Origin of the sequence: Hydrogenophaga sp., assembly GCF_048549895.1 — a bacterium.
Lineage (GTDB): Bacteria > Pseudomonadota > Gammaproteobacteria > Burkholderiales > Burkholderiaceae_C > Hydrogenophaga.
In genome coordinates this window covers 20,190-43,198 of sequence record NZ_JBLYYB010000084.1, presented here as the reverse complement: position 1 = coordinate 43,198, position 23,009 = coordinate 20,190, and the positions used below count along the sequence as shown (strand labels likewise).

The 23,009-nt window shown below is 66.4% G+C and carries 15 protein-coding genes; 8 read left to right on the top strand and 7 right to left on the bottom strand.

Annotation, left to right across the window (positions count from 1 at the left end):
• Window positions 1-5: 5 nt before the first annotated feature.
• From ACN4F8_RS09410 to ACN4F8_RS09385, 6 genes are all read right to left on the bottom strand, one after another.
• Window positions 6-1,067: a toll/interleukin-1 receptor domain-containing protein gene (locus ACN4F8_RS09410; protein WP_419473337.1), complete on the bottom strand. Its 1,062-nt coding sequence runs from the start codon at window positions 1,065-1,067 to the stop codon at window positions 6-8.
• A complete protein-coding gene (locus ACN4F8_RS09405) occupies window positions 1,064-6,658 on the bottom strand; it encodes a CHAT domain-containing protein (RefSeq protein ID WP_419473336.1) in 5,595 nt (1,864 codons plus the stop codon). Before ACN4F8_RS09405 ends, ACN4F8_RS09410 begins: the two co-directional genes overlap by 4 nt.
• A gap of 36 nt (window positions 6,659-6,694) precedes the next feature.
• Window positions 6,695-7,642, bottom strand: coding sequence for an N-acetylmuramoyl-L-alanine amidase (locus tag ACN4F8_RS09400; RefSeq protein WP_419473335.1), 948 nt, complete (start codon window positions 7,640-7,642; stop codon window positions 6,695-6,697).
• A 58-nt stretch (window positions 7,643-7,700) separates the two neighbouring features.
• Window positions 7,701-8,609 (bottom strand): caspase family protein, encoded by a 909-nt coding sequence (locus ACN4F8_RS09395; RefSeq protein WP_419473334.1) that lies wholly within the window; start codon window positions 8,607-8,609, stop codon window positions 7,701-7,703.
• Window positions 8,610-8,844: 235 nt separating this feature from the next.
• Entirely contained in the window at window positions 8,845-10,572 is a 1,728-nt protein-coding gene (locus tag ACN4F8_RS09390) for a cation acetate symporter (protein WP_419473333.1), read from the bottom strand.
• Window positions 10,569-10,877 carry a DUF485 domain-containing protein gene (locus tag ACN4F8_RS09385; protein WP_419473332.1) on the bottom strand — a complete coding sequence of 103 codons (309 nt, stop codon included), beginning with the start codon at window positions 10,875-10,877 and terminating at the stop codon, window positions 10,569-10,571. The genes ACN4F8_RS09390 and ACN4F8_RS09385 overlap by 4 nt, the downstream gene beginning before the upstream one ends.
• A 330-nt stretch (window positions 10,878-11,207) precedes the next feature.
• Between ACN4F8_RS09385 and ACN4F8_RS09380 the strand changes: the two genes are divergently transcribed.
• The 3 genes from ACN4F8_RS09380 to ACN4F8_RS09370 all read left to right on the top strand — a co-directional run bounded on the left by ACN4F8_RS09380 (window position 11,208) and on the right by ACN4F8_RS09370 (window position 13,825).
• On the top strand, window positions 11,208-11,468 hold the full coding sequence (locus tag ACN4F8_RS09380) for a DUF4212 domain-containing protein (RefSeq protein WP_419473331.1): 261 nt from the start codon (window positions 11,208-11,210) through the stop codon (window positions 11,466-11,468).
• Between the two features lie 16 nt (window positions 11,469-11,484).
• Complete coding sequence (locus ACN4F8_RS09375; protein ID WP_419473330.1) at window positions 11,485-13,338, top strand: sodium:solute symporter family protein; 1,854 nt, start codon at window positions 11,485-11,487, stop codon at window positions 13,336-13,338.
• 127 nt (window positions 13,339-13,465) lie between these two features.
• Complete coding sequence (locus ACN4F8_RS09370) at window positions 13,466-13,825, top strand: hypothetical protein (protein WP_419473329.1); 360 nt, start codon at window positions 13,466-13,468, stop codon at window positions 13,823-13,825.
• An 87-nt stretch (window positions 13,826-13,912) separates the two neighbouring features.
• On the opposite strand, the gene ACN4F8_RS09365 is transcribed toward ACN4F8_RS09370, so the two are convergent.
• A complete protein-coding gene (locus tag ACN4F8_RS09365) occupies window positions 13,913-14,734 on the bottom strand; it encodes a pyruvate, water dikinase regulatory protein (protein ID WP_419473328.1) in 822 nt (273 codons plus the stop codon).
• A gap of 158 nt (window positions 14,735-14,892) precedes the next feature.
• Here ACN4F8_RS09365 and ppsA point away from each other — a divergent pair, with 158 nt between their 5' ends.
• From ppsA to ACN4F8_RS09340, 5 genes are all read left to right on the top strand, one after another.
• Window positions 14,893-17,304 carry a phosphoenolpyruvate synthase gene (gene ppsA, locus ACN4F8_RS09360; RefSeq protein WP_419473327.1) on the top strand — a complete coding sequence of 804 codons (2,412 nt, stop codon included), beginning with the start codon at window positions 14,893-14,895 and terminating at the stop codon, window positions 17,302-17,304.
• Between the two features lie 157 nt (window positions 17,305-17,461).
• A complete protein-coding gene (locus ACN4F8_RS09355) occupies window positions 17,462-17,674 on the top strand; it encodes a hypothetical protein (protein ID WP_419473326.1) in 213 nt (70 codons plus the stop codon).
• A 2-nt stretch (window positions 17,675-17,676) separates the two neighbouring features.
• On the top strand, window positions 17,677-20,427 hold the full coding sequence (locus ACN4F8_RS09350) for an ATP-binding protein (protein WP_419473325.1): 2,751 nt from the start codon (window positions 17,677-17,679) through the stop codon (window positions 20,425-20,427).
• Window positions 20,424-20,798, top strand: coding sequence for a response regulator transcription factor (locus ACN4F8_RS09345; RefSeq protein ID WP_419473324.1), 375 nt, complete (start codon window positions 20,424-20,426; stop codon window positions 20,796-20,798). The genes ACN4F8_RS09350 and ACN4F8_RS09345 overlap by 4 nt, the downstream gene beginning before the upstream one ends.
• Window positions 20,795-22,993 (top strand): exonuclease domain-containing protein, encoded by a 2,199-nt coding sequence (locus ACN4F8_RS09340; RefSeq protein WP_419473323.1) that lies wholly within the window; start codon window positions 20,795-20,797, stop codon window positions 22,991-22,993. Before ACN4F8_RS09345 ends, ACN4F8_RS09340 begins: the two co-directional genes overlap by 4 nt.
• Window positions 22,994-23,009: the final 16 nt, after the last annotated feature.

The window sequence follows — 23,009 nt, the reverse complement described above, 5'->3', positions numbered from 1 at the left end:
GGAGGTCAGGGGTTGCGCACCAGCCGCAGCGGGGTTTCGGCTTGTTCGCCGTTGCTCCAGAGCTGGCCGGTGAGTTCGCGTCCGTCGGCACTCGCCGTGAGCACCACGCTGCCGGTGTCCATCGGTCCCCGGCCGTCGCCGGTGATGGCCTGGAAGGGAATCTCGATGCGCGGTACACCCATCACGTCGGTGAGCACGCCCTGGCCGATGTAGCGCACGTCGTTGACGATGAAGCCTTGTGCGCGAACGCTCGTGGCGTAGGTCTGCCACTTCGGGTACCACGACACCGGGAAGGGGTCGGTCTGCAGCTGGATCGCACCGTTGCTCACCGTGAACTGCACACGCAGGCGCCGGTTGTTTTCGTCGATCGACCACCACAGGCCCGAGACATCGCGGATGCCCTGGCCCGGCACTGGTGTGGGTGTGGGTGTGGGAGACACCAACGGTGCTGGAGTCGGCACCGCACCTTCCTCGTCCTCGGGCACCAGCAGGCCGATCACCACCAGGCCCACGAAGATCCCGCCGATCCAGGTGAATCCGCGCTGCATGCGTTGCAGCCAGCTGCGTCGCACCGGGCCGTTCTTGTCTTGATGCTTCGCCAGCGGATGGATACCGTGGCTGGCCAGATCGACCACGATCTTGTCGAGATCGTCCGCCCAGTCCTCGGTGCGCAGCTTGAGCGCATGCGACTCTTTCAGGAAACGCAGCGGCGCCGGAATGTCGGCGGTGGCCGGCATCAGCACGCCTTCGGTGAGCAGCGGGATGATGGTCGCGCCGTGGGTCTGGGCGGTGAGCACTTCACCACGGATGGGGTCGTCGTCGCGGTCGATGCGCCGGCCACCTTCGGGGTGCGCCATGCCCAGCAGATCGGGGGTGACCAGCAGCAGCACCACCGGCCTGGTGCCCAGCGCGGCCATGATGGCGCTGCGCCACGAATGCCCACCCCGCAGGTCCTGCTTGTCGAAGAACACCTGGTCTTCGCCGTAGAGCCGGCTCAGGTCGGCGCACAGCCGGTCCGCGTCCTTCTTGCCGTCGGACGACCGGTAGCTGATGAAGATGCGGTTCATTCGGCGGCGTAGCGGTTCAGCAAGCCCAGCAATTCGGCGGCCGCAGGCCGGTCGGCGCTGGTGATGCCATCGAGGTGTTCCAGCACGAAGCCGAGCTGGTCGGCCACCGAGGCCCACATCCAGCCTGTGCCGGCGCGTTGGTGCAGGTCTTCAAAGCTGCTCAGGATGTTGGGCAACTGCGCCGCCAGTGTGTGGTTGGCCAGGGCCTCGTACACGCTGAGTTCGGGCAGGCCCACCACACTCCAGAAGTCCGGGTCTTCGCGCAGCTTGCGCTCCAGACTCTGGCGCACACGCTGCAAACGCGCGGCGCCAAAACCCGGCCACTGCCGATGGCGCCCACGCGCCAGCAGCTCGGCGGCCACCAGGTTGAGCGCGGGGTAGAAGAGGTCGGCTTCTCCGCTGTGCAGCGCCATGGCCTCGGCGCGGCGGTAGTGCTCGGCCATGCAATCGATCGCGTGCGCCTTGGCCGAGGCTGCGGCCGGGCCCGCCATGCCTTCGAGGCGGGCCATGCGCTTCCAGGTCGAGCCCAGCAGGCTTGCACGCTCAACCGTGGGCGACAGTGTCACCAGCGCATCGAGGATGGCGATGGCCTGGCGGATGTCGGTGCGGCCTTGTTCGATCAGCGCTTTCAGCGCAGCGGGCTTGGCGCCGTTGCGCCCGGCGGCCTCCAGCCGGCCCCAGGCCTGGCGCGCGCCCAGGTTGGCCTGCTGTTCGTTGGCCTTCACCGATGCACTGGCGTCGTTGGCCGCCACCGCGCGACGGTACCAGTGCAGCGCACGCTCGATGTCGCGCGCGGCGGCCCACGCCACACCAAAAGCCTCGGCCACCGCGCCCATGCCGCCCCACTCGCTGTCGAAGCGGGCTTGCAGGTAGCGGATTTTTTCGCGTTGCGATTCGGGCGCGGCGCCCTGGGTGGCGCTCTGCACCGCGAGTGTTTCCAGGGCCAGGGCCAGCGCCACGGGCGAGGCGATGCCGGCGTACAGCTTGGACAGCGGCGGTGGCGTGCGGCGCGTGTCGGCCTCGGTGCGCTGCCAGACCCAGTCGGGGTCGCCGTAGCACTGGTAGGCGGCCCAGGTGTTGCCCAAGGGGCTGGCGTTGTAGGCGGCCACGCGGGCGGCCTGCACCGCGTCGATGAACCGCTGGCCCGAGAGCAGGGCGCGGTAGAACTCGGTGGCAAACACGTTGGCCGCGTCGTCCTCCACCGCCCAGCCGGCCGCCACCACGCAGCGCACGCCGATGCGGATCAGCTGCTTGGCCACGCCGGCGGCAAACTGCGCACGGTCGTAGCCGCCCTTGAGCAGTTTGTCGGGGTCGGCGGCCAGGTGGCAGCAGTTGAGAAACACCAGTTCGGGCACCACCCGCATGGCCTGTACCTCGCGCGGGCCGAGAAAGGTGTTGTCGCTCAGCACCACACCGCGCAGCAACGGTGGCTTGCCGGGGCGCTCCAGCTCGGGTTCGCCATGGCCGGCAATGTGCACGATGCGGTAGCGCCGCTGCAGCAACGCAGTGGTCACGGCGCCGGCGTCGGGCCCCAGGCCGTCGTCGGGCGCAATCAGCGCGTGCACACGGGAGGCGTCCAGCCCGAGCTGGCCGCTGAGCGCCTCCACCACCGCCTCGGCCTCGGTGCGCGCTGCCGGCAGCGGCGGGTACAGCGCCGGGTCGCACAGGGGCTCGCCGATCACCAGCACGCAGTCTTCGAGCCGCGCATCGCTCACCTGGGTGCGAAAGGCCACCGTACGCAAGCGGCGCAGCAGCTTGTTGCGGATGGCCCAGGGCGCCTCGGGGCCGCCACGACCGTCGTCCGGCGCGTCCAGCAATTCCCACGGAATGGCGGCGGTGCCGTCGTCCACCTCCAGCAGCAACTCGCTCGTGCCACTCAGGCTGGACTCCATCTCCACCGGCACCAGCAACTGGAACAGCGTGCGGCCGATCTCGCGGTCGCGGTTGGCGTCGTTCGAGGCGCGGCGCACCAGCTCGCCCACCAGCCGCGCCTGCGTGGCCTGTGCCCGCACCTCGGCGCGGGCGCGCTGGGTGTCCAGTGTGTAGACGATGCTGGGCTCGCCCGTCTCATCGGTCATGGTCACGGCGCTGATGAAGTCGTAGGCGGTGCCGCGGTAGCCGTTGTCCAGTGTCTTGCGCAGTGCGCCCACGCCCGAGATGACGCAGGGCGAGAGCGCAAAGTGATCGGGTGACGCGGCGCACAGCAAGGTCAGCGCGCCCCAGGCATCGGTGGCCCGGTCGAGGTAGAGCTCCACCAGGCGCAGGTGGCTCACCACCGGCCATCCGCCCGCGCTGAGTTTTTCATTGGCTTCGCGCACACCTTGCGCCACGGCCTGTGCCGAAGTGCTCACGCTGATGCCGCTGCCGCCGCTGCCAATCAGCGTGGCCGCCAGCTCGAACTGGGTGGCGCCGCCGCCCGGCGCCTCGGCCACGCGCTGCGCCCAGGCCAGCGTGGCCTGGCGCACCGTGTGGGTGATGGCTGCGCTCTTGAGCTTGCCCTCGGCGCCCAGGCCCGCCACCACCACATGGGGTGGGCGTGGCAGGGCGAGCGGACTGTCCGGGTCCTGCCGGTTGTTGACGAAGATCTGGTGCGTGCCCGGTGCCTCCGGGTACAGACCCGCCGCGAGCGACGACGACATCACGCCGCCGATGAAGCGGTCGACCACCGCTTCGGTGCCGCTCAGGGTGGACGCAAAGTAGTGACCCACCAGCAGGGGCGTGCTGATGAACTTGAGGTTGGCGTTGTGCACGCTGACGCGCAGCGCACCCTGAGGTGCTTCGGTGCGGATGGGTGCGTCTGCCACCTGGGCCAGCAGCTCGGCCAGGCCGGTGGGTGGCTGCACGGTCGCGCTGCGCTGACGCGATGGCCGGCTGCGCACCAGCGCGGTGATGGCGCTGCCGCCGCTGCGTGTTGCGGGCGTTGGCCCCACCGCCGGCAGGCGCTGCGTGTCGCCGTGCTGCAGCAGATCGAGGTACGCGGCAAAGGCCGAGGCGGCGTCGGGCAGACCGCCGTGCTCGCAGTCCACCTTCCAGGCGCGAACGCCGGGGAGCAAGGCGTTGTCCAGCGTCACGCGGCCGTCGCCGCCCTCGGGCTGGTCGAGGTAGACCAGGCCTTCGCGTCCGTCCATCTCGAAACCCGCCGGCGTGAAGCGCGCATGGCCCACCACCATCAGCAGCCGGTCGCGAAAGCCGGGCAGTGCCGCGTCGCGTTGCTGGTCAAGGCGGCGGCGCAGCGCCACGGCCTGGTCCAGCACCGCTTGCGAGGGCACGCCCCAGCGGTACACGGTTTGCTGGCTGATCGGGTCGTGCCAGACGTTGGCCTCTTCCAGTGTCTTCATGTCCTGGTCGGCCAGCGTCTGCCAGCGTTCGCTTTGTGCCAGGCCCAGCGTGGGGTCAAGCAGGCCGGCCTGCAGCTGGATGAAGCCCGGCATGGCCGCCATGAGGCGGCGCGCCTTGTGGTCCTGGAACGGCATGCCGAAGGCGGACAGCGCGTTGCCCATGCTGTCGTCGCCCGAGAGCACCTGCATGGGTGCAAACGACCCGCCGTTGGGCGTGCCCAGCATCAGCAGGCGCGAGCCCGGACGCTCCAGCCAGCGCTGCCACACGTCGGGCCGCTCCAGCTGCACCGTGCGAGCGACCACGCCGCCCATGGAGTGCGCGAGCAGGCGCACCGGCTGACCGCTGGTGGCGCGCGCGGCCAGGGCCTGGTCCATCACGTCGGCCAGGCGGGCGCCTTCTTCCTCGATCGGGCGGCGCCAGTCAAACGAGAACTCGATGACCTCGTGTGTGGCCGACAGGAAGGAGGCCAGGTCGTCGTACACGCTGCCGATGGCGCCGTCGGGCAGCACGCGGCCGCCGGCATCGGGGTAGGCCAGGCGCCCCAGGCCACCGAGGATGCGGGCGCTCAGCCAGATGCGTTTGCCATCCACCGCCAGGTGGCTGCCCAGGATGCCCGGCAGCATGATCACGGCGGGGCGCTCGGAGGCCGGTGCCGCACCGGCCGAACGGGGCATGCCGCGCAGGCCGTCGCTGGAGCTGCCGGCCCACGACATCGGGCCGATGGGGCGGAAGCCCGCGGGCGAGTCCTGCACCAGCGCGTTGCAGATGGCGTCAGTCGAGCGCGGCTCGCTGAAGTAGCTGAAGTGCGTGACCTTGCCACCACGCTCGAGCACGAAGGTGGCTGCCGCATGGCCGCCGGTGGGCGCGCGCGGCGTGCCGCCGTACATCGACCGGGTCTGCACCACCAGGTCGTTGTCGGTCCAGTAGAAGGCATCGGCCAGCAGGGTCTTGACCCACGAGGTGATGGAGTCGCCCTGGATGTCGCCCGCCACCACGCGCAACTGCCCCGGCAGCGGCCCGGCATCGGCGCCTTCGCTGGCGTGCAGCCACTGCACCAGCGGGCTCTCGGGCAGCATGCATTCGAGGCCGGGCAGCAAGCCCGGGTCGGTGCGCTGGCTGGCCACCTCGCCGATGAAATCGAGCAACGTGGGTGCCACCGGAATCGCGGCCAGTTCCAGCGACCACTTGAGCACCGACACGTAGGCGTCCAGCCGCCTGGAGGCCAGCAGCGTGCCGCGCGCCGGGCAGGCCACGCGCACCACGCGCTCCACCCGGATGTCGCGGCCCTTGAGCTCGGTGGCCAGTTCGCGCAAGGCCTTCAACTGGTTGCGGTGGTCGGGTGTCTTGAATGGTGCGAGCGACTTTTCATCGAGATCGGGCCGCGCACACACACGAGCCAGCACCTCGGCCACCAGCCCGCCGCGCGAATGCGTGAGCAGGTGCAGGCGTGAGCCTTTGGGCAGCGAGCGGACGAGCAGCAGCGCGTTGTCGATCGGGCTGGCCGTGAGCGTGGGATGGTCGAAGCCATAGACCCGGTTGCCGTAGCGCGTGAACAGCTCGCGCACCTTGTTGGGGTGGTGCTGCCACAGCTTGCCGAAGGTGCCGTGGGTCTCGGAGAAGGTGCCGTGCAAGAGCACAAGCAGCGGTGCATCGGCAGGTGTGGGAGAGGGCGCATGGGTGAGCCGCTGGCCGTTGCCCTTGAGTGCGGTGGCAAAGCTCTGTGCCGACAGCGGGTACAGGCCGGCTTCGACCTGGTTGTCCACCCGGGCGGCGATCTTCGCGGCTGTGATGCGCGAGGCAGGCTCGAGCAGCAGACCCGTGACCACCTCGACGGCGGAGAGCAGCACGTCGCCCAGGCGCCCGCGCGAAGTGCCGCGCGAGGCACCCGCCTGCTCAAGCCCTGGCCAGCCGAGCTGCGCCGGTACGTTGATGTCGGTGCCCGCAGCAGCGACACCAGCGCGGCTGCGCGTGAGGCCCGACTGCGCCAGCATCAGGTCGCGCGCGGTCTCGGGGTGCAGCATGAGCGAGGGGCCGTTGGTGATGTGCAGCACCACCGCATCGAGCCCGGGGCGCGCGGTGAGCCGCACCGCGTCGCTGTTGCCACGGGTGGCGCCCACCTGCACGCGCTGCAGCGTCTGCCCCCGTCCACCAAAGCTGGCGGTGGAGCCCGGCCCGCGCCCGCGTGTGGCGGTGGGAGCGGCTTGCGACTGACCGCGAACGATGAAGGTGATGGGTGCGGGCGCGGTGGTCATGGAGGCACTTTCTGCAACAGATGCGCGTGCCGCGCGTCAGCGCCGCGCGCGGGTGGTGGTGGCTTTCTTCGCTGGCGCTGCCCGCTTTCTGGCCGCTGCCTTGGCCGGTGCTTTGGCCGCCACCGGCACGGCGCGCTGCGAACGCGAGAGCACGCCGCCGCTGGAGCGCGTGGCTGCCTGGCGCGTCACGAAGTCGTTGCAGACCCAGCCTTCGAGGTCGGTGGCGCCCACCACCGCCACGCGGCTCCAGCGGTCTTGCGGCTCCAGCAGCACCAGTTCTGCGCCACGCTTGAGCGCGGGCGCGACCTTGGGAAACTCGGCCGCCGGGCCGCTGCGGATGTTCAGGCTGGCGGCATTCACCACCAGGCGCACCGCCACGTCGGCACCACGCCCCAGGGCGCGGGCGCGCACGGCCGCCAGTGGGAAAGCCGGGCCGGGGTCGACCTTGCGACCGCGCGCGATGTCTTCGTGGCCCAGCACGTCCTTCAGGCCGTAGTGCGCCACCAGCGCCTCGCACAGTTGCAGCGCGCGCTCGATCTGCACTTCGGTGAAGTGGTGCCACGGCCGCAGGCCGCCACCGTGCCGGTGCTCGGCCATCACCACCTCGTTGTCGGGATAGGCCTTGCCGAACCAGGAGACGCAGCGCTCGCCCTCGCGGTGCAGCAGGCCGGCGTTGTCCATCTCGATGCCGATGGCGTGGTGGTTCAGTCCGTCGATGCCGTTCCACTGGCTCACGCCGGCATGCCAGGTCACCGCATTGAAGGGAGCGAGTTGCACGATGCGCCCGTCGCGCCCGAGCACGATGTGCGCCGAGGCGTTGCCCTGGGGCTTCCTGGTGCAGAGCGATTCCACCGAACTCTCCAGCGTGCGTCCCGCCGTGTAGTGCAAGACCACAAACTGCGGGCGCATGGCGCCGCCCACGTTGGGTGTGGCTCTAAAGCTCACGTCGGGGCCGGTGAGGCGGTGGTTCTGGATGCCGAGCATGTGAAACCCTCCCTTGGGTTGCCGATGCAAACAAGGCGCCAAGCCGGGCGCCGCCGGGTCAGACGCTGAACGGTGTCTGCTTCAGGAACGCGGCCGCCGGCCCCAGCGTGAACAGGTTGGGCGACTGGGTGGGCGGCAGGCCTGCGCGAACGAGTGCGTGCAGGCGCGCGTAGCTGCCGGTGAAGGCACCGTTGTTCCAGACGCGCAGCAGTTGTTCGGTGAAGGCCCCGTTGTGGTCACCGTCCATGGAAAACTGGTTGTCCTGGCAGCCCGAGATGAGGATGAGCGCGGGCTTGAATTCCTTGACGATGCCGGTGAGCCGGTTGCTCACGGTCACATTGGCCAGTGCGGTGTCGGGATCGGTCACGCGTCCACCAGCGACCTTGGCCACGTCGTTCTGGAGCTTGTCGTAGAAGGCCTTGTGCGCCGCGTACACCCGCATGCCCACGGCCGGCGGCATGATGCGCGGGCGCTGCGCCGGTGTGCCGGGTTGTGGCCGCCCGGCGCGCACCACAGTACCGCTGTGGCAACTGTCCGAGACCACGAAGAGGCGCACACCGGCCTTGAATTTGCTGAGCTCGTAATAGAGCTCGTCGTCGATCAGCTGGCCGTCAAACAGGCACCAGGTCTCGTCCTGCTTGTCGTCTTTTTCTTCACCGCTCACATCGGGCACCTGGCCGCCGTGACCGGAAAAACTCATGAAGAAAAAGTCACCTGCGGCCAGCGCCTTGGCCGCCTTGTTCAGTGCTGCGAGCAGATTGGCACGCGTGGCTTTTTTGGTGATCAGCAGGGTGCTTTTCATGCCCGTTGACGCGGCGATGGCGGCCATGTCGTGGGCATCGAACTCGCAGGCCGCCAGCGGTCCGGTCCAGCCCTCGTAGTGGGCGGCGCTCACCTCGTTGATGCCGATGTGAAGCGACAAGGCCTGCGGTTTTCTGGCGGCGGCAGCAGATGCTTTGCTGTTCATTTGAACTCCCCCGGCTGGCTGTTTCAAATTGTTCGAACTGTGCAATCTGTCACAAATTCTGGGCGTTTTGTCCTGGTGAAGCAAACCTCAAGTTGTAAGTGAATGTCTGATTCTGGAGCTTTTGGGTTAATTGGCATGTGCTCCATGTACGCCCTTCTCATGGAGAAAGGGGCCTGGATCGCTCAGCGAATCCAGGCCCCCCAGGCGTGCATCGATGTGGTGAGGTCGGTGCGGGTCAGTGGCCCGACGCACCCGCCGCGCCGATGCCGGTTTCCGAGCGCACCTGCTGTGCGAGGAAGCCGGCGCGGTCGACCTTGGCGCGTCGGCTGTTGTCCAGGATGGAAAACAGCCAGATGCCCAGGAAGCCGATGGTCATGGAGAAGAGGGCGGGCGAGGTGTACGGGAACAGCGCCGAGCCTTTGGGGTTGCCCAGCGTCACCTCCCACACCGAAGGCGACACCACGGTGAGCGCCACCGACGACACCAGACCCATGAAGCCGCCGATCACCGCGCCCTTGGTCGTGCAGTCTTTCCACAGCACGCTCATGAACAGCACAGGGAAGTTGGCCGAGGCCGCGATGGCGAACGCCAGCGACACCATGAAGGCGATGTTCTGCTTCTCGAACGCGATGCCCAGCACCACGGCTACCACGCCGAGCGCGATGGTGGTGATCTTGGACACGCGCAGCTCGGAGGCGCTGTCGGCCTTGCCCTTTTTGATGACGGTGGCATACAGGTCGTGCGAGACGGCGCTGGCGCCGCTCAGCGTGAGGCCGGCCACCACCGCGAGGATGGTGGCAAACGCCACCGCCGAGATGAAGCCCAGGAACACGTTGCCGCCCACCGCGCTGGACAGGTGCACCGCCGCCATGTTGTTGCCGCCCAGCAGCGCGCCCTTGGCATCCAGAAACTGCGGATTGGTCAGCACGAAGGTGATGGCGCCGAAACCGATGATGAAGGTCAGCAGGTAGAAGTAGCCGATCCAGCCGGTGGCCCACATCACGCTCTTGCGCGCTTCCTTGGCGCTGGGCACGGTGAAGAAGCGCATGAGGATGTGCGGCAGGCCGGCGGTGCCGAACATCAGCGCCATGCCGAAGCTGATGGCCGAGATCGGGTCTTTCACAAAGTTGCCCGGCCCCATGATGGATTGCCCGAGCGACGCAGCCACCTCGGCGGTCTTGCCGTCTTTCAAAGCCAGGTCGGTCTTGATCTTCACCGCGCCGGCGAACATGGCCTCGGGGCTGAAGCCGAAGTGCCACAACACCGACAGCGCCATGAACGAGGCACCGCCCAGCAGCAGGCAGGCCTTGATGATCTGCACCCAGGTGGTGGCCGTCATGCCGCCGAACAGGACATAGACCATCATCAGCGCGCCCACGATCACCACCGCGATCCAGTACTCCAGACCGAACAGCAGCTTGATCAACTGCCCCGCACCCACCATCTGCGCGATCAAATAAAAGGCCACCACCACCAGCGTGCCCGAGGCTGCGAAGATGCGGATGGGTGTCTGCTCGAAGCGGAACGCGGCCACATCGGCGAAGGTGAACTTGCCCAGGTTGCGCAGGCGTTCGGCCATCAAAAAGGTGATGACGGGCCAGCCCACCAGGAAGCCGATGGAGTAGATCAGGCCGTCAAAACCGCTGGCCATCACCGCGGCGGAAATGCCGAGGAAAGACGCGGCCGACATGTAGTCGCCCGCGATCGCGAGACCATTCTGAAAGCCGGTGATGCCGCCACCGGCGGTGTAGAAGTCGGAGGCCGACCTGGTCTTGGCTGCGGCCCATTTGGTGATGAACAGCGTGGCCAGCACGAAGGCGCCGAACATGCCGATGGCGGTCCAGTTGGTGGCCTGTTTTTCGGACTGGCCGAGGTCGGCACCAGCGGCCCAGACAGCGGCCGACACACCGAAGAGGGTCAGCAGCGTGAGCACGCGGCGCAAGGTGGGTGTGAGGTGCTTCATTTCGTCACCGCCTGCGCCACCGCGTTGGAGAGCTCGTCGAACTCGGTGTTGGCGCGCTTCACGTAGATCGCCGTGATCACGATGGTGAAGACGATCACGCCGAAGCCGATCGGTATGCCGATCGTCATCACGCCGTCGCCCAGGCGCGTTGACAGGAATTCCTTGTTGAAGGCCACCAGCAGGATGAAGCCGTAGTACACGACCATCATCGCCAGGGTCAGCCACCAGCCGAAGCTGGAACGTTTGGCCCTGAGTTCCCGGTATTTCGGGTGGCTCAGGATGTGTTGGACCATGTCGTCTTGCATGGGGTCTCCTCAAAGTGGACGTGGAGCGGCCAGCGTAGGTTCGGGCTCTTACCAAGCACTGACCCGAATATGAAGCGGGGCTGACGCGGGGTCTATTCACACGCCACACAGCCAGGTGATTTGCTCTCGTTTTGAAAGCTGCGCGTCAGCTTTGCTGCTATCTGCTAGGGGCATACCCTTGGTTTTCCGCGCTGAGGGCGGCAGCGCAATCTAGCTGTAAGAAACGGATAACAAAGTCCGCCCCGTGATGCCACAAGCCCCGTGCTTGCGGAGTGCACCCAACGGCGGCACACGCTGCCCATCAACAAGCAACCTCAGAGGAAATGACTCATGAATAGCGACAGCAACGCAAAGGCCTACTGGTCTGCCACGCTGGGCCTGCTGACCAAGGTAATGGTCGTGTGGTTCCTGGTGTCCTACGGCGCGGGCATTTTGTTCGCCCCCCTGCTCAACAGCATCTCGCTCGGCGGCTATCCGTTGGGCTTCTGGTTCGCGCAGCAAGGCTCCATCTACGTGTTCATTGCATTGATCTTCTATTACGCCCACAAGATGGGCCAGATCGATCGCAAGTTCGGCATGCAGGAAGACTGAGACACAAGAGAACACCATGTCACTTCAAACCACCATCTATTTGTTCGTCGGGCTCAGCTTCGCGCTGTACCTCGGCATCGCCTACTGGGCACGCGCGGGCAGCACGTCCGAGTTTTATGTGGCCGGCGGCGGGGTTCACCCCATCACCAACGGCATGGCCACAGCCGCCGACTGGATGTCGGCCGCGTCCTTCATCTCCATGGCCGGCCTGATCTCCAACATGGGCTACGGCGGCTCGGTGTTCCTGATGGGCTGGACCGGCGGCTTCGTGCTGCTGGCGATGCTGCTGGCGCCGTACCTGCGCAAGTTCGGCAAGTTCACCGTGCCTGAATTCATCGGTGACCGCTTCTACTCGCCCACCGCGCGCAATGTGGCGGTGTTGTGCCTGCTGATCATTTCGCTGACCTACATCATTGGCCAGATGACCGGCGTGGGCGTGACCTTCGCGCGCTTCCTGGGCGTCTCCAGCGACCAGGGCATCTACATCGGCATGGCCATCGTGTTCATGTACGCGGTGTTCGGCGGCATGAAGGGCATCACCTACACGCAGGTGGCGCAGTACATCGTGCTGATCGCAGCCTACCTGGTGCCGGCCTTCTTCATCTCGCTCAACCTGACCGGCAACTTCCTGCCGCAGTTGGGCCTGGGCGCCGACATGGCAGGCACCGACGTGTCGCTGCTCACCAAGCTTGACCAGGTGGTGACCGACCTGGGCTTTGGCCAGTACACCACCACCAGCGCGGGCTCCACGCTGAACATGTTCTTCTACACCGTGTCGCTGATGATCGGTACCGCGGGCCTGCCCCACGTGATCGTTCGCTTCTTCACCGTGCCCAAGGTTGCCGATGCCCGCTCCACCGCTGGCTGGGCGCTGATCTTCATTGCCCTGCTGTACACCACCGCACCCGCTGTGGGCGCCATGGCCAAGCTGAACCTGCACGGCACGGTGAACTCCGCTGTCGGCCTGGTCAACAGCGTCGACGGCGGCATCGGCGTGAACGCCAATGCGGTCAATGCCAACGCCGACCTGTACGCCACCGAATCGAGCCTGCAGTACGAGCAGCGTCCCGACTGGATGAAGCGCTGGGAAAAAACCGGCCTGCTGAAGTGGGAAGACAAGAACGCGGATGGCCGCATCCAGTACTACAACGACGCCACCAAGAACGAAGTCGCCAAAGGCAAGGCCGAAGCGGCTGGCTGGAAGGGCAACGAGCTGACCGTGAATGCCGACATCATCGTGCTGGCCAACCCGGAAATCGCACTGCTGCCCAACTGGGTGATCGCATTGGTGGCGGCCGGTGGCCTGGCTGCTGCGCTGTCCACCGCTGCCGGTCTGTTGCTGGCCATCTCGTCGGCGGTCTCGCACGACCTGATCAAGGGCGCGATCAAGCCCGACATCAGCGAAAAGGGTGAACTCATGGCCGGCAAGATCGCCATGGCCGTGGCCATCTTCGTGGCGGGCTGGCTGGGCTTGAATCCGCCGGGCTTTGCGGCCGGTACCGTGGCCCTGGCCTTCGGTATTGCGGCATCGACCATCTTCCCCGCGTTGATGATGGGCATTTTCAGCCGCACCGTGACCGACAAGGGCGCCATCGCCGGCATGTTGGCTGGTCTGGCTGTGGTGCTGTTCTATGTGTTCGCACACAAGGGCATCTTCTTCATCAAGGGCACGGACTTCGTGCACATGGTCGGCGGCGTGAACGGCTTCTTCACCATCACCCCCGAGGCCTTCGGCACCGTGGGCGCCATCGTGAACTTCGTGGTCGCCTACCTGGTGAGCAAGGTCTCCAAGCCGGTGCCCAAGCACATCGTGGAACTCGTGGAGTCGGTGCGCGTGCCCAAGGGTGCGGGCGTCGCCACCGGCCATTGATGGCTTGAACTCACACGGCCCGGGCGCTTGCCCGGCCCGCCTGTGACCCAGACCCCGTCGGTTCGCTGACGGGGTTTTGTTTTTTTGAAAGCCGACAGACGACAATGCCTCGTCAGGACCACCACACATGAACCTCCCCAGCGTCTACATCTTCAACTGGCTGTTCCTCCTCGCCCTGTTCCCGGTGGCGTTTTTCTGGCTGCGCCGCGCGTACCGCATCCTCATCCAGCGCGACTTCTCCGAGGTGGCCTTGAAGAAGGGCGTGGCCCCACCCAACGCCGAGCACTACGCGCCCTACGAGATGGCGATCAACCTGGTGGGCGGCGTGATCATGGTCGGCGTGCTGGTGGCCGTGCTCGGCTTCCAGGCGCTGGCGTCCGAAGACTGGATCGCCGTGGCGGGTGTGACGCTGTGGATGAAGCTGCTGGCGTCGTTTGCGCTCAGCCGCCATGCGCACGGCCAGGGGCTGGGGCGCAAGAAGGGCTGAAGCAAGACAGGCCCGGCGCCGGGCCGCCCCAAGCCGGGTCAGCCCCCTCGGGGGGCAGCGACCCGCGCAGCGGCGGAGCGTGGGGGCTCAGTATTCCAGTCTTTCGGGCCGGATTTCCTGCAGGATGGTGGTCGCGATCTCTTCGATCGACTTGGTCGTCGTTGACAACCACCGGATGCCTTCGCGGCGCATCATGCCTTCGGCCTCGCTCACCTCCATGCGGCAGTTCTCCAGGCTCGCGTAACGCGAGTTGGGGCGGCGCTCGTTGCGGATCTCGCTCAGGCGCTCGGGCGCGATGGTGAGACCAAAGATCTTCTTGCGGTGCGCCACCAGCGCGGGCGGCAGCTTGCGGCGTTCGAAGTCTTCGGGGATCAGCGGGTAGTTGGACGCCTTCAGGCCGTACTGCATGGCGAGGTACAGCGAGGTGGGTGTCTTGCCGCTGCGGCTCACACCGACCAGGATCACGTCAGACCCTTGCAGGTCCTTGTGGCTCTGGCCGTCGTCGTGCGCGAGCGAGAAGTTGATCGCCTCGATGCGGTCGTTGTAGGCCTTGCTTTTGGAGGCGTCGGAGAAGCGCCCTACGCGGTGGTTGGACTTGACGCCCAGCTCGTGCTCCATGGGTTCCACGAAGGTGCCGAACATGTCGAGCATCATGCCGTTGCAGTGGTCCTGGAACACCGCGAGCACCTCCATGTTGACCACCGTGGTGAAGACCATCGGGCGTTTGCCTTCGATCTCGGCGGTGTGGTTGATCTGGCGCACCGCCTGGTGGGCCTTGTCCACGCTGTCCAGAAACGGCAGGCGCACACGCCGCACTTCAATCTCGAACTGCGCCAGCAAGGCGTTGCCAAAAGTCTCGGCGGTGATGCCGGTGCCGTCGGAGATGAAGAAGACCGTTCGGTTGGGCATGGGGCGCGTCCTTACAATACCGGATGTTGTGTCGGGGCCATTATCCGTGGCCCTGCCGTCTCATTTGCCTCCCTGCCCGGTGCCAGACCCACAACAGAACAACAGGTCACCAGCCCCTGCATGGACACCCCCGGTTTTTCAACCTTAGGAGTTTTCCCATGTCCCACCTGTTTGGAGCGGCCGATCTGGTCGTGCCTTTCGAAAAATTGCGGATGAGCGACGTCGAGTCGGTCGGCGGCAAGAACGCCAGCCTCGGCGAGATGATTTCGCAACTGCCCAGCGGCGTGAAAGTGCCCACCGGTTTTGCCACCACGGCACACGCCTTCCGCGAATTCCTCAAACACGACGGCCTGACCGAGCGCATCAACGCGCGACTGGACGCGCTGGACACCGAAGACGTGCGCGCCCTGGCCGAAGCGGGCGCCGAGATCCGCGCCATGGTGGAAAACCAGCCGTTTCCGGCCGACTTGGAAAAGGCCATCCGCGAAGCGTTTGTGACGCTCACCCATGGCAACGACACGGCCTCGTTCGCGGTGCGCTCGTCGGCCACGGCCGAAGACCTGCCCGACGCGTCGTTCGCCGGTCAGCAGGAAACTTTCCTCAACGTGATCGGCATTGAAGAGGTGCTGCACAAGATGAAGGAGGTGTTCGCCTCCCTCTACAACGACCGCGCCATCAGCTACCGCGTGCACAAGGGTTTTGCGCATGCCGACGTGGCCCTGAGCGCTGGCGTGCAGCGCATGGTGCGCTCCGACCTGGGTGCTGCCGGTGTGATGTTCACCATCGACACCGAGAGCGGTTTTGAAGACGTGGTCTTCATCACCAGCAGCTACGGCCTGGGCGAAACCGTGGTGCAGGGCGCGGTGAACCCCGACGAGTTCTATGTGCACAAGCCCATGCTCAAGGCCGGCAAGCGCGCGCTGATCCGCCGCAACCTGGGCAGCAAGCTGATCCAGATGGGCTTCACCACCGACGCCGAAAAGTCGGGCACGGGTGCGCTCAAGGGCAAGCTGGTGAAGACCACCGACGTGCCGGTGGAACTGCGCAACCGCTACAGCCTGACCGACGCCGACGTGGAGCAGCTTGCCCGCTACGCCATGGTGATTGAGCAGCACTACGGCCGCGCCATGGACATCGAGTGGGGCAAGGACGGCATCGACGGCGAGCTCTACATCCTGCAGGCCCGCCCCGAGACGGTGAAGAGCCAGAGCGCGGGCAAGACCGAGGTGCGCTACAAGCTCAAGGGCAAGGGCGCGGTGCTGGCCAGCGGCCGCGCCATCGGCCAGAAGGTGGGCACCGGCCCGGTGCGCCTGGTGCACAACATCAGCGAGATGGACAAGGTGCAGCCCGGTGACGTGCTGGTGACCGACATGACCGACCCGAACTGGGAGCCGGTGATGAAGCGGGCGAGTGCCATCGTCACCAACCGGGGCGGGCGCACCTGCCACGCGGCCATCATTGCGCGCGAGCTGGGCATTCCGGCGGTGGTGGGTTGTGGCGACGCCACCGAACACCTGAAAGACGGCACGCTGGTCACGGTGAGCTGCGCCGAGGGCGACACCGGTCACATCTATGACGGCCTGCTGGAGACCGAGATCACCGAAGTGCAGCGTGGCGAGATGCCGCTGCTGGACGTGAAGATCATGATGAACGTGGGCAACCCTCAGCTGGCGTTTGACTTCTGCCAGATCCCCAACGGCGGCGTGGGCCTGGCGCGCCTGGAGTTCATCATCAACAACAACATCGGCGTGCACCCCAAGGCGATCCTGGACTACCCGCAGATCGACGCCGACCTGAAAAAGGCGGTGGAGTCGGTGGCCCGTGGCCACGCTTCGCCACGCGCTTTTTACGTGGACAAGGTGGCCGAAGGTGTGGCCACCATCGCCGCGGCCTTCTGGCCCAAGCCGGTGATCGTGCGGCTGTCGGATTTCAAGAGCAACGAGTACCGCAAGCTGGTGGGCGGCTCGCGCTACGAGCCCGACGAAGAAAACCCGATGCTGGGTTTTCGCGGTGCGGCGCGCTACATCAGCGAAGACTTCCGCGAAGCCTTTGCCATGGAGTGCGAAGCGCTCAAGCGCGTGCGCGAGGACATGGGCCTGGACAACGTGCAGGTGATGGTGCCTTTCGTGCGCACGCTGGCGCAGGCCAAGCGTGTGACCGAGCTCATGGCCGACAAGGGCTTGAAGCGCGGTGACAACGGCCTGAAGGTCATCATGATGTGCGAGATCCCGAGCAACGCGGTGCTGGCCAAGGACTTCCTGCAGTACTTCGACGGCTTCTCGATCGGCTCCAACGACCTCACGCAGTTGACCCTGGGCCTGGACCGCGATTCGGGCCTGGAGCTGCTCGCGCACGACTTCGACGAGCGCGACCCGGCCGTCAAAGCACTGCTGCAGATGGCCATCAATGCCTGCCGAGCCGAGGGCAAGTACGTGGGCATTTGCGGCCAGGGCCCCAGCGACCACCCCGACTTCGCGCAGTGGCTGCGCGACGAGGGCATCAGCTCCATTTCGCTGAACCCCGACTCGGTGGTGGACACCTGGCAGCTCCTGTCGTCCAGCCAGAAGTAACCCGCCTGCGCTGTGGCGCTTGACCGAAAGAGGCGGCAGCGGGCAACCCTGCCGCTTTTTTCATGGCCATTCGCATCCTCATGGGTGAGGTGCCTGGCGCACAATCAAAGCGCACGACGCTGGCCACGCACCGCGTTGGCTGACTGAGGAGACAAACATGTTCAAAGGACTTGCCGCCCAGCGCCTGGTGGCCCTGTTCTTCGCCGCCGCGGCGTTGTTCAACTTTCCCTTGCTGGCGCTGTGGGACCACGATGCGCGCGTGTGGGGCCTGCCGCTGTTTCCGCTCGCGCTGTTCGTCATCTGGGGTGTGTTGATCGCCGTGCTCGCCTGGGTGGTGGAGCACCACAGCAACGTGTCACCGCTCGACTGACCATGCTCTCGGCCCCGCTGGTCATCGGCGTTTCGTTTGCCTACTTGCTGCTGCTGTTCGCGGTGGCGTACTGGGGCGACCGGCGGGCCGCGCAGGGCCGCTCGGTGATCTCCAGCCCGTGGGTGTATGCGTTGTCCATGGCGGTGTACTGCACTGCGTGGACCTACTTCGGCAGCGTCGGGCGCGCAGCCAGCGCGGGCGTGTGGTTCCTGCCGATTTACCTCGGGCCGATGCTGGCCATGCTGCTGGCCTGGATGGTGGTGCGCAAGATGATCCGCATCGCCAAGACCTACCGCATCACCTCCATTGCCGACTTCATTGCCAGCCGCTACGGCAAGAGCCCGCTGCTCGCGGGCCTGGTGACGCTGATCACGGTGGTGGGCATCGTTCCCTACATCGCCCTGCAGCTCAAGGCCATTGCCAGCGGCTACGCGGTGCTTACCTCGCCGCTGGGCATGCCCGCGGTGCAGAGCGCGGACTGGTGGAGCGACAGCACGCTGTACGTGGCGCTGGCACTCGCCGGTTTCACCATCGTGTTCGGCGCACGCCAACTGGACAGCACCGAGCGCCACGAAGGCATGGTGGCGGCGATCGCGTTCGAGTCGGTGGTCAAGCTGGTGGCGTTCATGGCAGTGGGTCTGTTCGTCTGTTTCGGTCTTTTTGCGAGCCCGGCGGCGCTGTTCGACCAGGCCCATGCGGTGGCCGAATTGCGTCGCTTGATGCAGTTCAACCAGGGACAGCCGTTTGCATACGCGCAGTGGCTGGGCCTCACCTTGCTGGCCATGCTGTCGGTGATCTTTCTGCCGCGCCAGTTCCAGGTGATGGTGGTGGAGAACGTGGACGAGAAACATCTCAAGCGTGCGGTCTGGGCGTTTCCGCTGTACCTGTTGCTGATCAACCTGTTCGTGTTGCCCATCGCGCTGGGCGGTCTGCTGCACTTTGGCCCCGGGCGCATGGACCCCGAGACCTTCGTGCTGTCATTGCCGCTGTCGCAAGGGCAGGGCGCGTTGGCCTTGTTCGCGTTTGTGGGCGGTCTCTCGGCCGCCACCGGCATGGTGATTGTGGAGGCCATCGCGGTGTCCACCATGGTGTGCAACGATCTGGTGATGCCGTTGCTGCTGCGCATGCGGCGCTTTGGCGCGCGCGCCAGTGGCGACCTCACCACCGTGCTGCTGCGCATCCGGCGCCTGGCCATCCTGGGCATCCTGCTGCTGGGGTATCTGTATTTCCACCTGGCCGGCGAGGCGTATGCGCTGGTGAGCATCGGCCTCATCAGCTTCGCGGCGGTGGCGCAGTTCGCGCCGGCCTTGCTGGGCGGCATGTACTGGAAGGGCGGCACGCAGCGCGGCGCGCTGGCAGGCCTGTTGCTGGGCTTTGCCTTCTGGGCCTACACGCTCATGCTGCCTTCGCTGGTGAAGTCGGGCTGGCTCACCGCCGGCTTCATGGAGCAGGGGCCTTTCGGCTGGTGGCTGCTCAAGCCCGAGGCCTTTCTGGGCCTGGCCGGGCTGGACAACCTCACGCACTCGCTGATCTGGAGCCTGTTGGCCAATGTGGCGGCCTATGTGGGCGTGTCGCTCTGGCGCGCGCCCACCGCGCGCGAAACCAGCCAGGCGCTGCTGTTTGTGGACGTGTTCCACCGCACGCCCGCCTCGCGCCCGGTGTTCTGGCAGGGCAAGGCGCAGGTGTCGGCGCTGCTGCCGCTGGTGGGGCGCTTTCTGGGTGTGGAGGCGGCGCAGCGCCTGTTTGCCGACTACGCGTTGCGTGTGGGCGCGCGGCAGATCGAGCAGATCCCGGCCGACGCGCGGCTGGTGCACTTTGTCGAGACACAACTGGCGGGCGCCATCGGCAGCGCGTCGGCGCGGGTGATGGTGGCGTCGGTGGTGGAAGAGGAGGCGCTGGACCTCGACGACGTGATGCGCATCCTGGACGAAGCCTCGCAGTTGCGCGCCTACTCGCACGCGCTGGAGGAAAAATCGCAGTCGCTGGAGCGTGCCACGGCCGAGCTGCGCCAGGCCAACGAACAGCTCAAGAGCCTGGACCGGCTCAAGGACGATTTCATGTCCTCGGTCACGCACGAACTGCGGACACCCTTGACCTCGATCAGGGCCCTGGCCGAACTGATGCGCGACGATGCAGGCATGGCCTCTGTGCAGCGCCAGCAGTTTGTGGGCATCATCGTGGGCGAGACCGAACGGCTGAGCCGTCTGGTGAACCAGGTGCTGGACATGGCCAAGATCGAGTCGGGCCACGCCGAGTGGCACGACACCGAGGTCGACATGAAGGCGCTGCTGGAGCAGGCCGCCAGCACCATGGCCGAGCCGCTGCGCGAACGCGGTGTGCGGCTGGTGCTGCAGGTGCCGCCACAGGTGCAGCCACTGCATGCCGATGCCGACCGCCTGATGCAGGTGGTGCTCAACCTGCTGTCGAACGCCGCCAAGTACGCGCCGCGCGACAGGGGTTGCGTGGTGCTGAGCCTCAAAGACCGCGTGGAAGGTGTAGAAGTGGAAGTGCAGGACAACGGGCCGGGCATCGCGCCCGATCAGCAGGCCATGGTGTTCGAGAAGTTTCGCCAGATCGAGGGAGATGCGCACTACCGGCCCGGTGGCACTGGCCTGGGCCTGCCGATCAGCCGCCAGATCGTGGCGCACTTCGGTGGGCGCATGTGGCTGCGGTCCACGGTGGGGCAGGGGGCGGTGTTCGGCTTCTCGCTGCCGCGCCATGGGCCAACAACAACGCAAGGAGACACGCCATGAGCCACAAGATACTGATCGCTGACGACGAGCCCAACATCCTGATTTCGCTGGAGTTCCTGATGAAGCGCGAAGGCTTTGAGGTGGTGCTGGCACGCGACGGGCAGGAGGCCATCGACGCGATCACGCGGGAGCGTCCCGCGCTGGTGTTGCTCGACGTGATGATGCCGGTGAAGACCGGCTTTGATGTGTGCAGCGAGGTGCGTGCCAGCGAGGCGCTGCGCAGCACAGTCATCGTGATGCTCACCGCCAAGGGGCGTGACACCGATGTGGCCAAGGGTCTGGCGCTGGGTGCCAACGCCTACATGACCAAACCGTTTTCCACCCGCGAGCTTGTGCAGAAAGTGCGTGAGTTGCTGGAGCCTGCGCCATGAGTCGACGCCGCGTGGACCGGCGGTTGTGGCTGGGCCTGGTGCTGGCTGGTGCCTCGGTGCTGCTGTGGCTGGGAGCAACCGTGGGCATCGTGTGGTCGACGCTGGATGAGCCGCAGCGCGACCTGCTGGTCGACCTGCCGGGCACGCGTGGCACGCTGGTGGCCATGATGGTCGTGGTGCTGTTCGGCGCGTTGGCGTTTGCGCTGCGTGCGCTCATCAGACACTTCATCGAACCCGCCGCCCAACTGGCCGAGGAGGGCATGTTGCTGGTGCGCACCGACGTGGCCCGCAGCCTGCCGGCCCAGGGCAGCGCCGAGAACCGCGCCGTCGCCGACGTGATCAACCAGCTGGTGGCGCAACGCACGCGCTTGCGCGACGACATGGACGCGCGCGTGCAGGAGGCCAGCCACAACATCGAGCAGGAAAAGAGCCGCCTCGCCGCGCTCATGGCCGAGCTCACGCAGAGCGTGGTGGTGTGCAACCTGGACGGGCGCATCCTGCTCTACAACCAGCGCGCGCGCCTGCAGTTTCGCGCGCTCTCGCAAGCGCCCGACGTGGCCGGTGGCGCCGAGCTGATCGGTCTGGGCCGCTCCATCTACACGGTGTTCGATCGCAAGCTGGTGGCGCACGCGCTGGAGAACATCCAGCAGCGCATGCTCTCGGGCGCGGCCCAGCCGTCGGCCCAGCTCGTGACCTCCACGCCGGCAGGGCAGTTGCTCCGGGTGCAGATGGCGCCGGTGCGCTCGGCCCAGGCCCAGACCGCCGAAGACCCGGCCGACCGCGCAGAAATCACCGGCTTCGTGCTCATGCTGGACAACATCACGCGCGAGTTCGAGGCAGAGTCGGCGCGCGACCGCGTGCTGCACACCCTGACCGAAGGCACCCGCTCGGCTCTGGCCAACATGCAGGCCGCGCTGGATGTGCTGGACCATCCCGATCTGGAGCCTGCCGGGCGCGACCGTTTCCTGCGCGTGGTTCGAGAAGAAAGCGCAGCGCTGGCGAGGCGCATCGTGGCGATCGAAGCAGACACCGCGCACAACCTCAAGACCCGCTGGCCGCTGGAGGACATGCTGGGCGCTGACCTGGTGTCGGCGGCGCTGCGCCGCATCGAGACCCTGACGGGGCTGCCGGCCAGCGCGCTGGAGGTCAACCTGGGCCTGTGGCTCAAGGTCGAGAGCTTCTCGCTGCTGCAGGTGCTGGTGTACCTCTCTGGCCGGCTTGCCGAGGAGTTTGGTGTGCGCTTTGTGCAGTTGCGGCTGGACACGGCCAGTGGCAGCGCAGGCAAGGCGCAGCTCGATCTGATCTGGTCGGGGCCGGCCATCAGCAATGAGACGGTGATGAGCTGGGAAATGGAGTCGCTGAAGGTCGGCGCAGAGACCACGGGTTTGAGTGTGCGCGATGTGATCGAGCGGCACGGTGGCGCTTTCTGGTTCGAGCGTGATCGCTCGCGCCACCAGGCGTTTTTCCGCATCCTGCTGCCGCTGGCCGATCCGCGTGAACGATCGGAGACCCCGAGCTTCGTGCGCAACGAGAGCCGGCCCGAGTACTACGACTTCGATCTCTTCAAGACCACCGAGCAAACGCGCTCGCTGGATGATCGGCGCCTGGTGGACCTGGTGTACACCGTGTTCGACCTTGAGACCACCGGGCTGGAGCCCTCACAGGGCGACGAGATCATCCAGATCGGCGCGGCGCGCATCGTCAACGGCAAGCTGCTGCGCCAGGAGTGTTTCGAGCAGTTGGTGGACCCGCAGCGCAGCATCCCGGCGGCCTCGATTCCCATCCACGGCATCCAGCTGGCCATGGTGGTGGGGCAGCCGAAGATCGGCGAGGTGCTGCCGGCCTTCCATGCGTTTGCGCAGGACACCGTGCTGGTCGCGCACAACGCCGCGTTCGACATGCGTTTTCTGCAACTCAAGGAGAAGTCCACCGGCGTGGTGTTTGACCAGCCGGTGCTCGACACACTCCTGCTCTCGGCGGTGATCCACCCGAATCAGGACTCGCACCGGCTGGAGGCGATCGCCGAACGTTTCGATGTGCCGGTGATCGGGCGGCACACAGCCATGGGTGACGCCATGGTCACAGCCGAGATCTTCATCAAGTTGATCCCGCTGCTGGCGCAGCAGGGCATTCACACACTGGGGCAGGCGCGCGAAGCCGCTCAAAAGACGTACTTCTCCCGCTTGAAATACTGACCCTTGCGCACTGCCG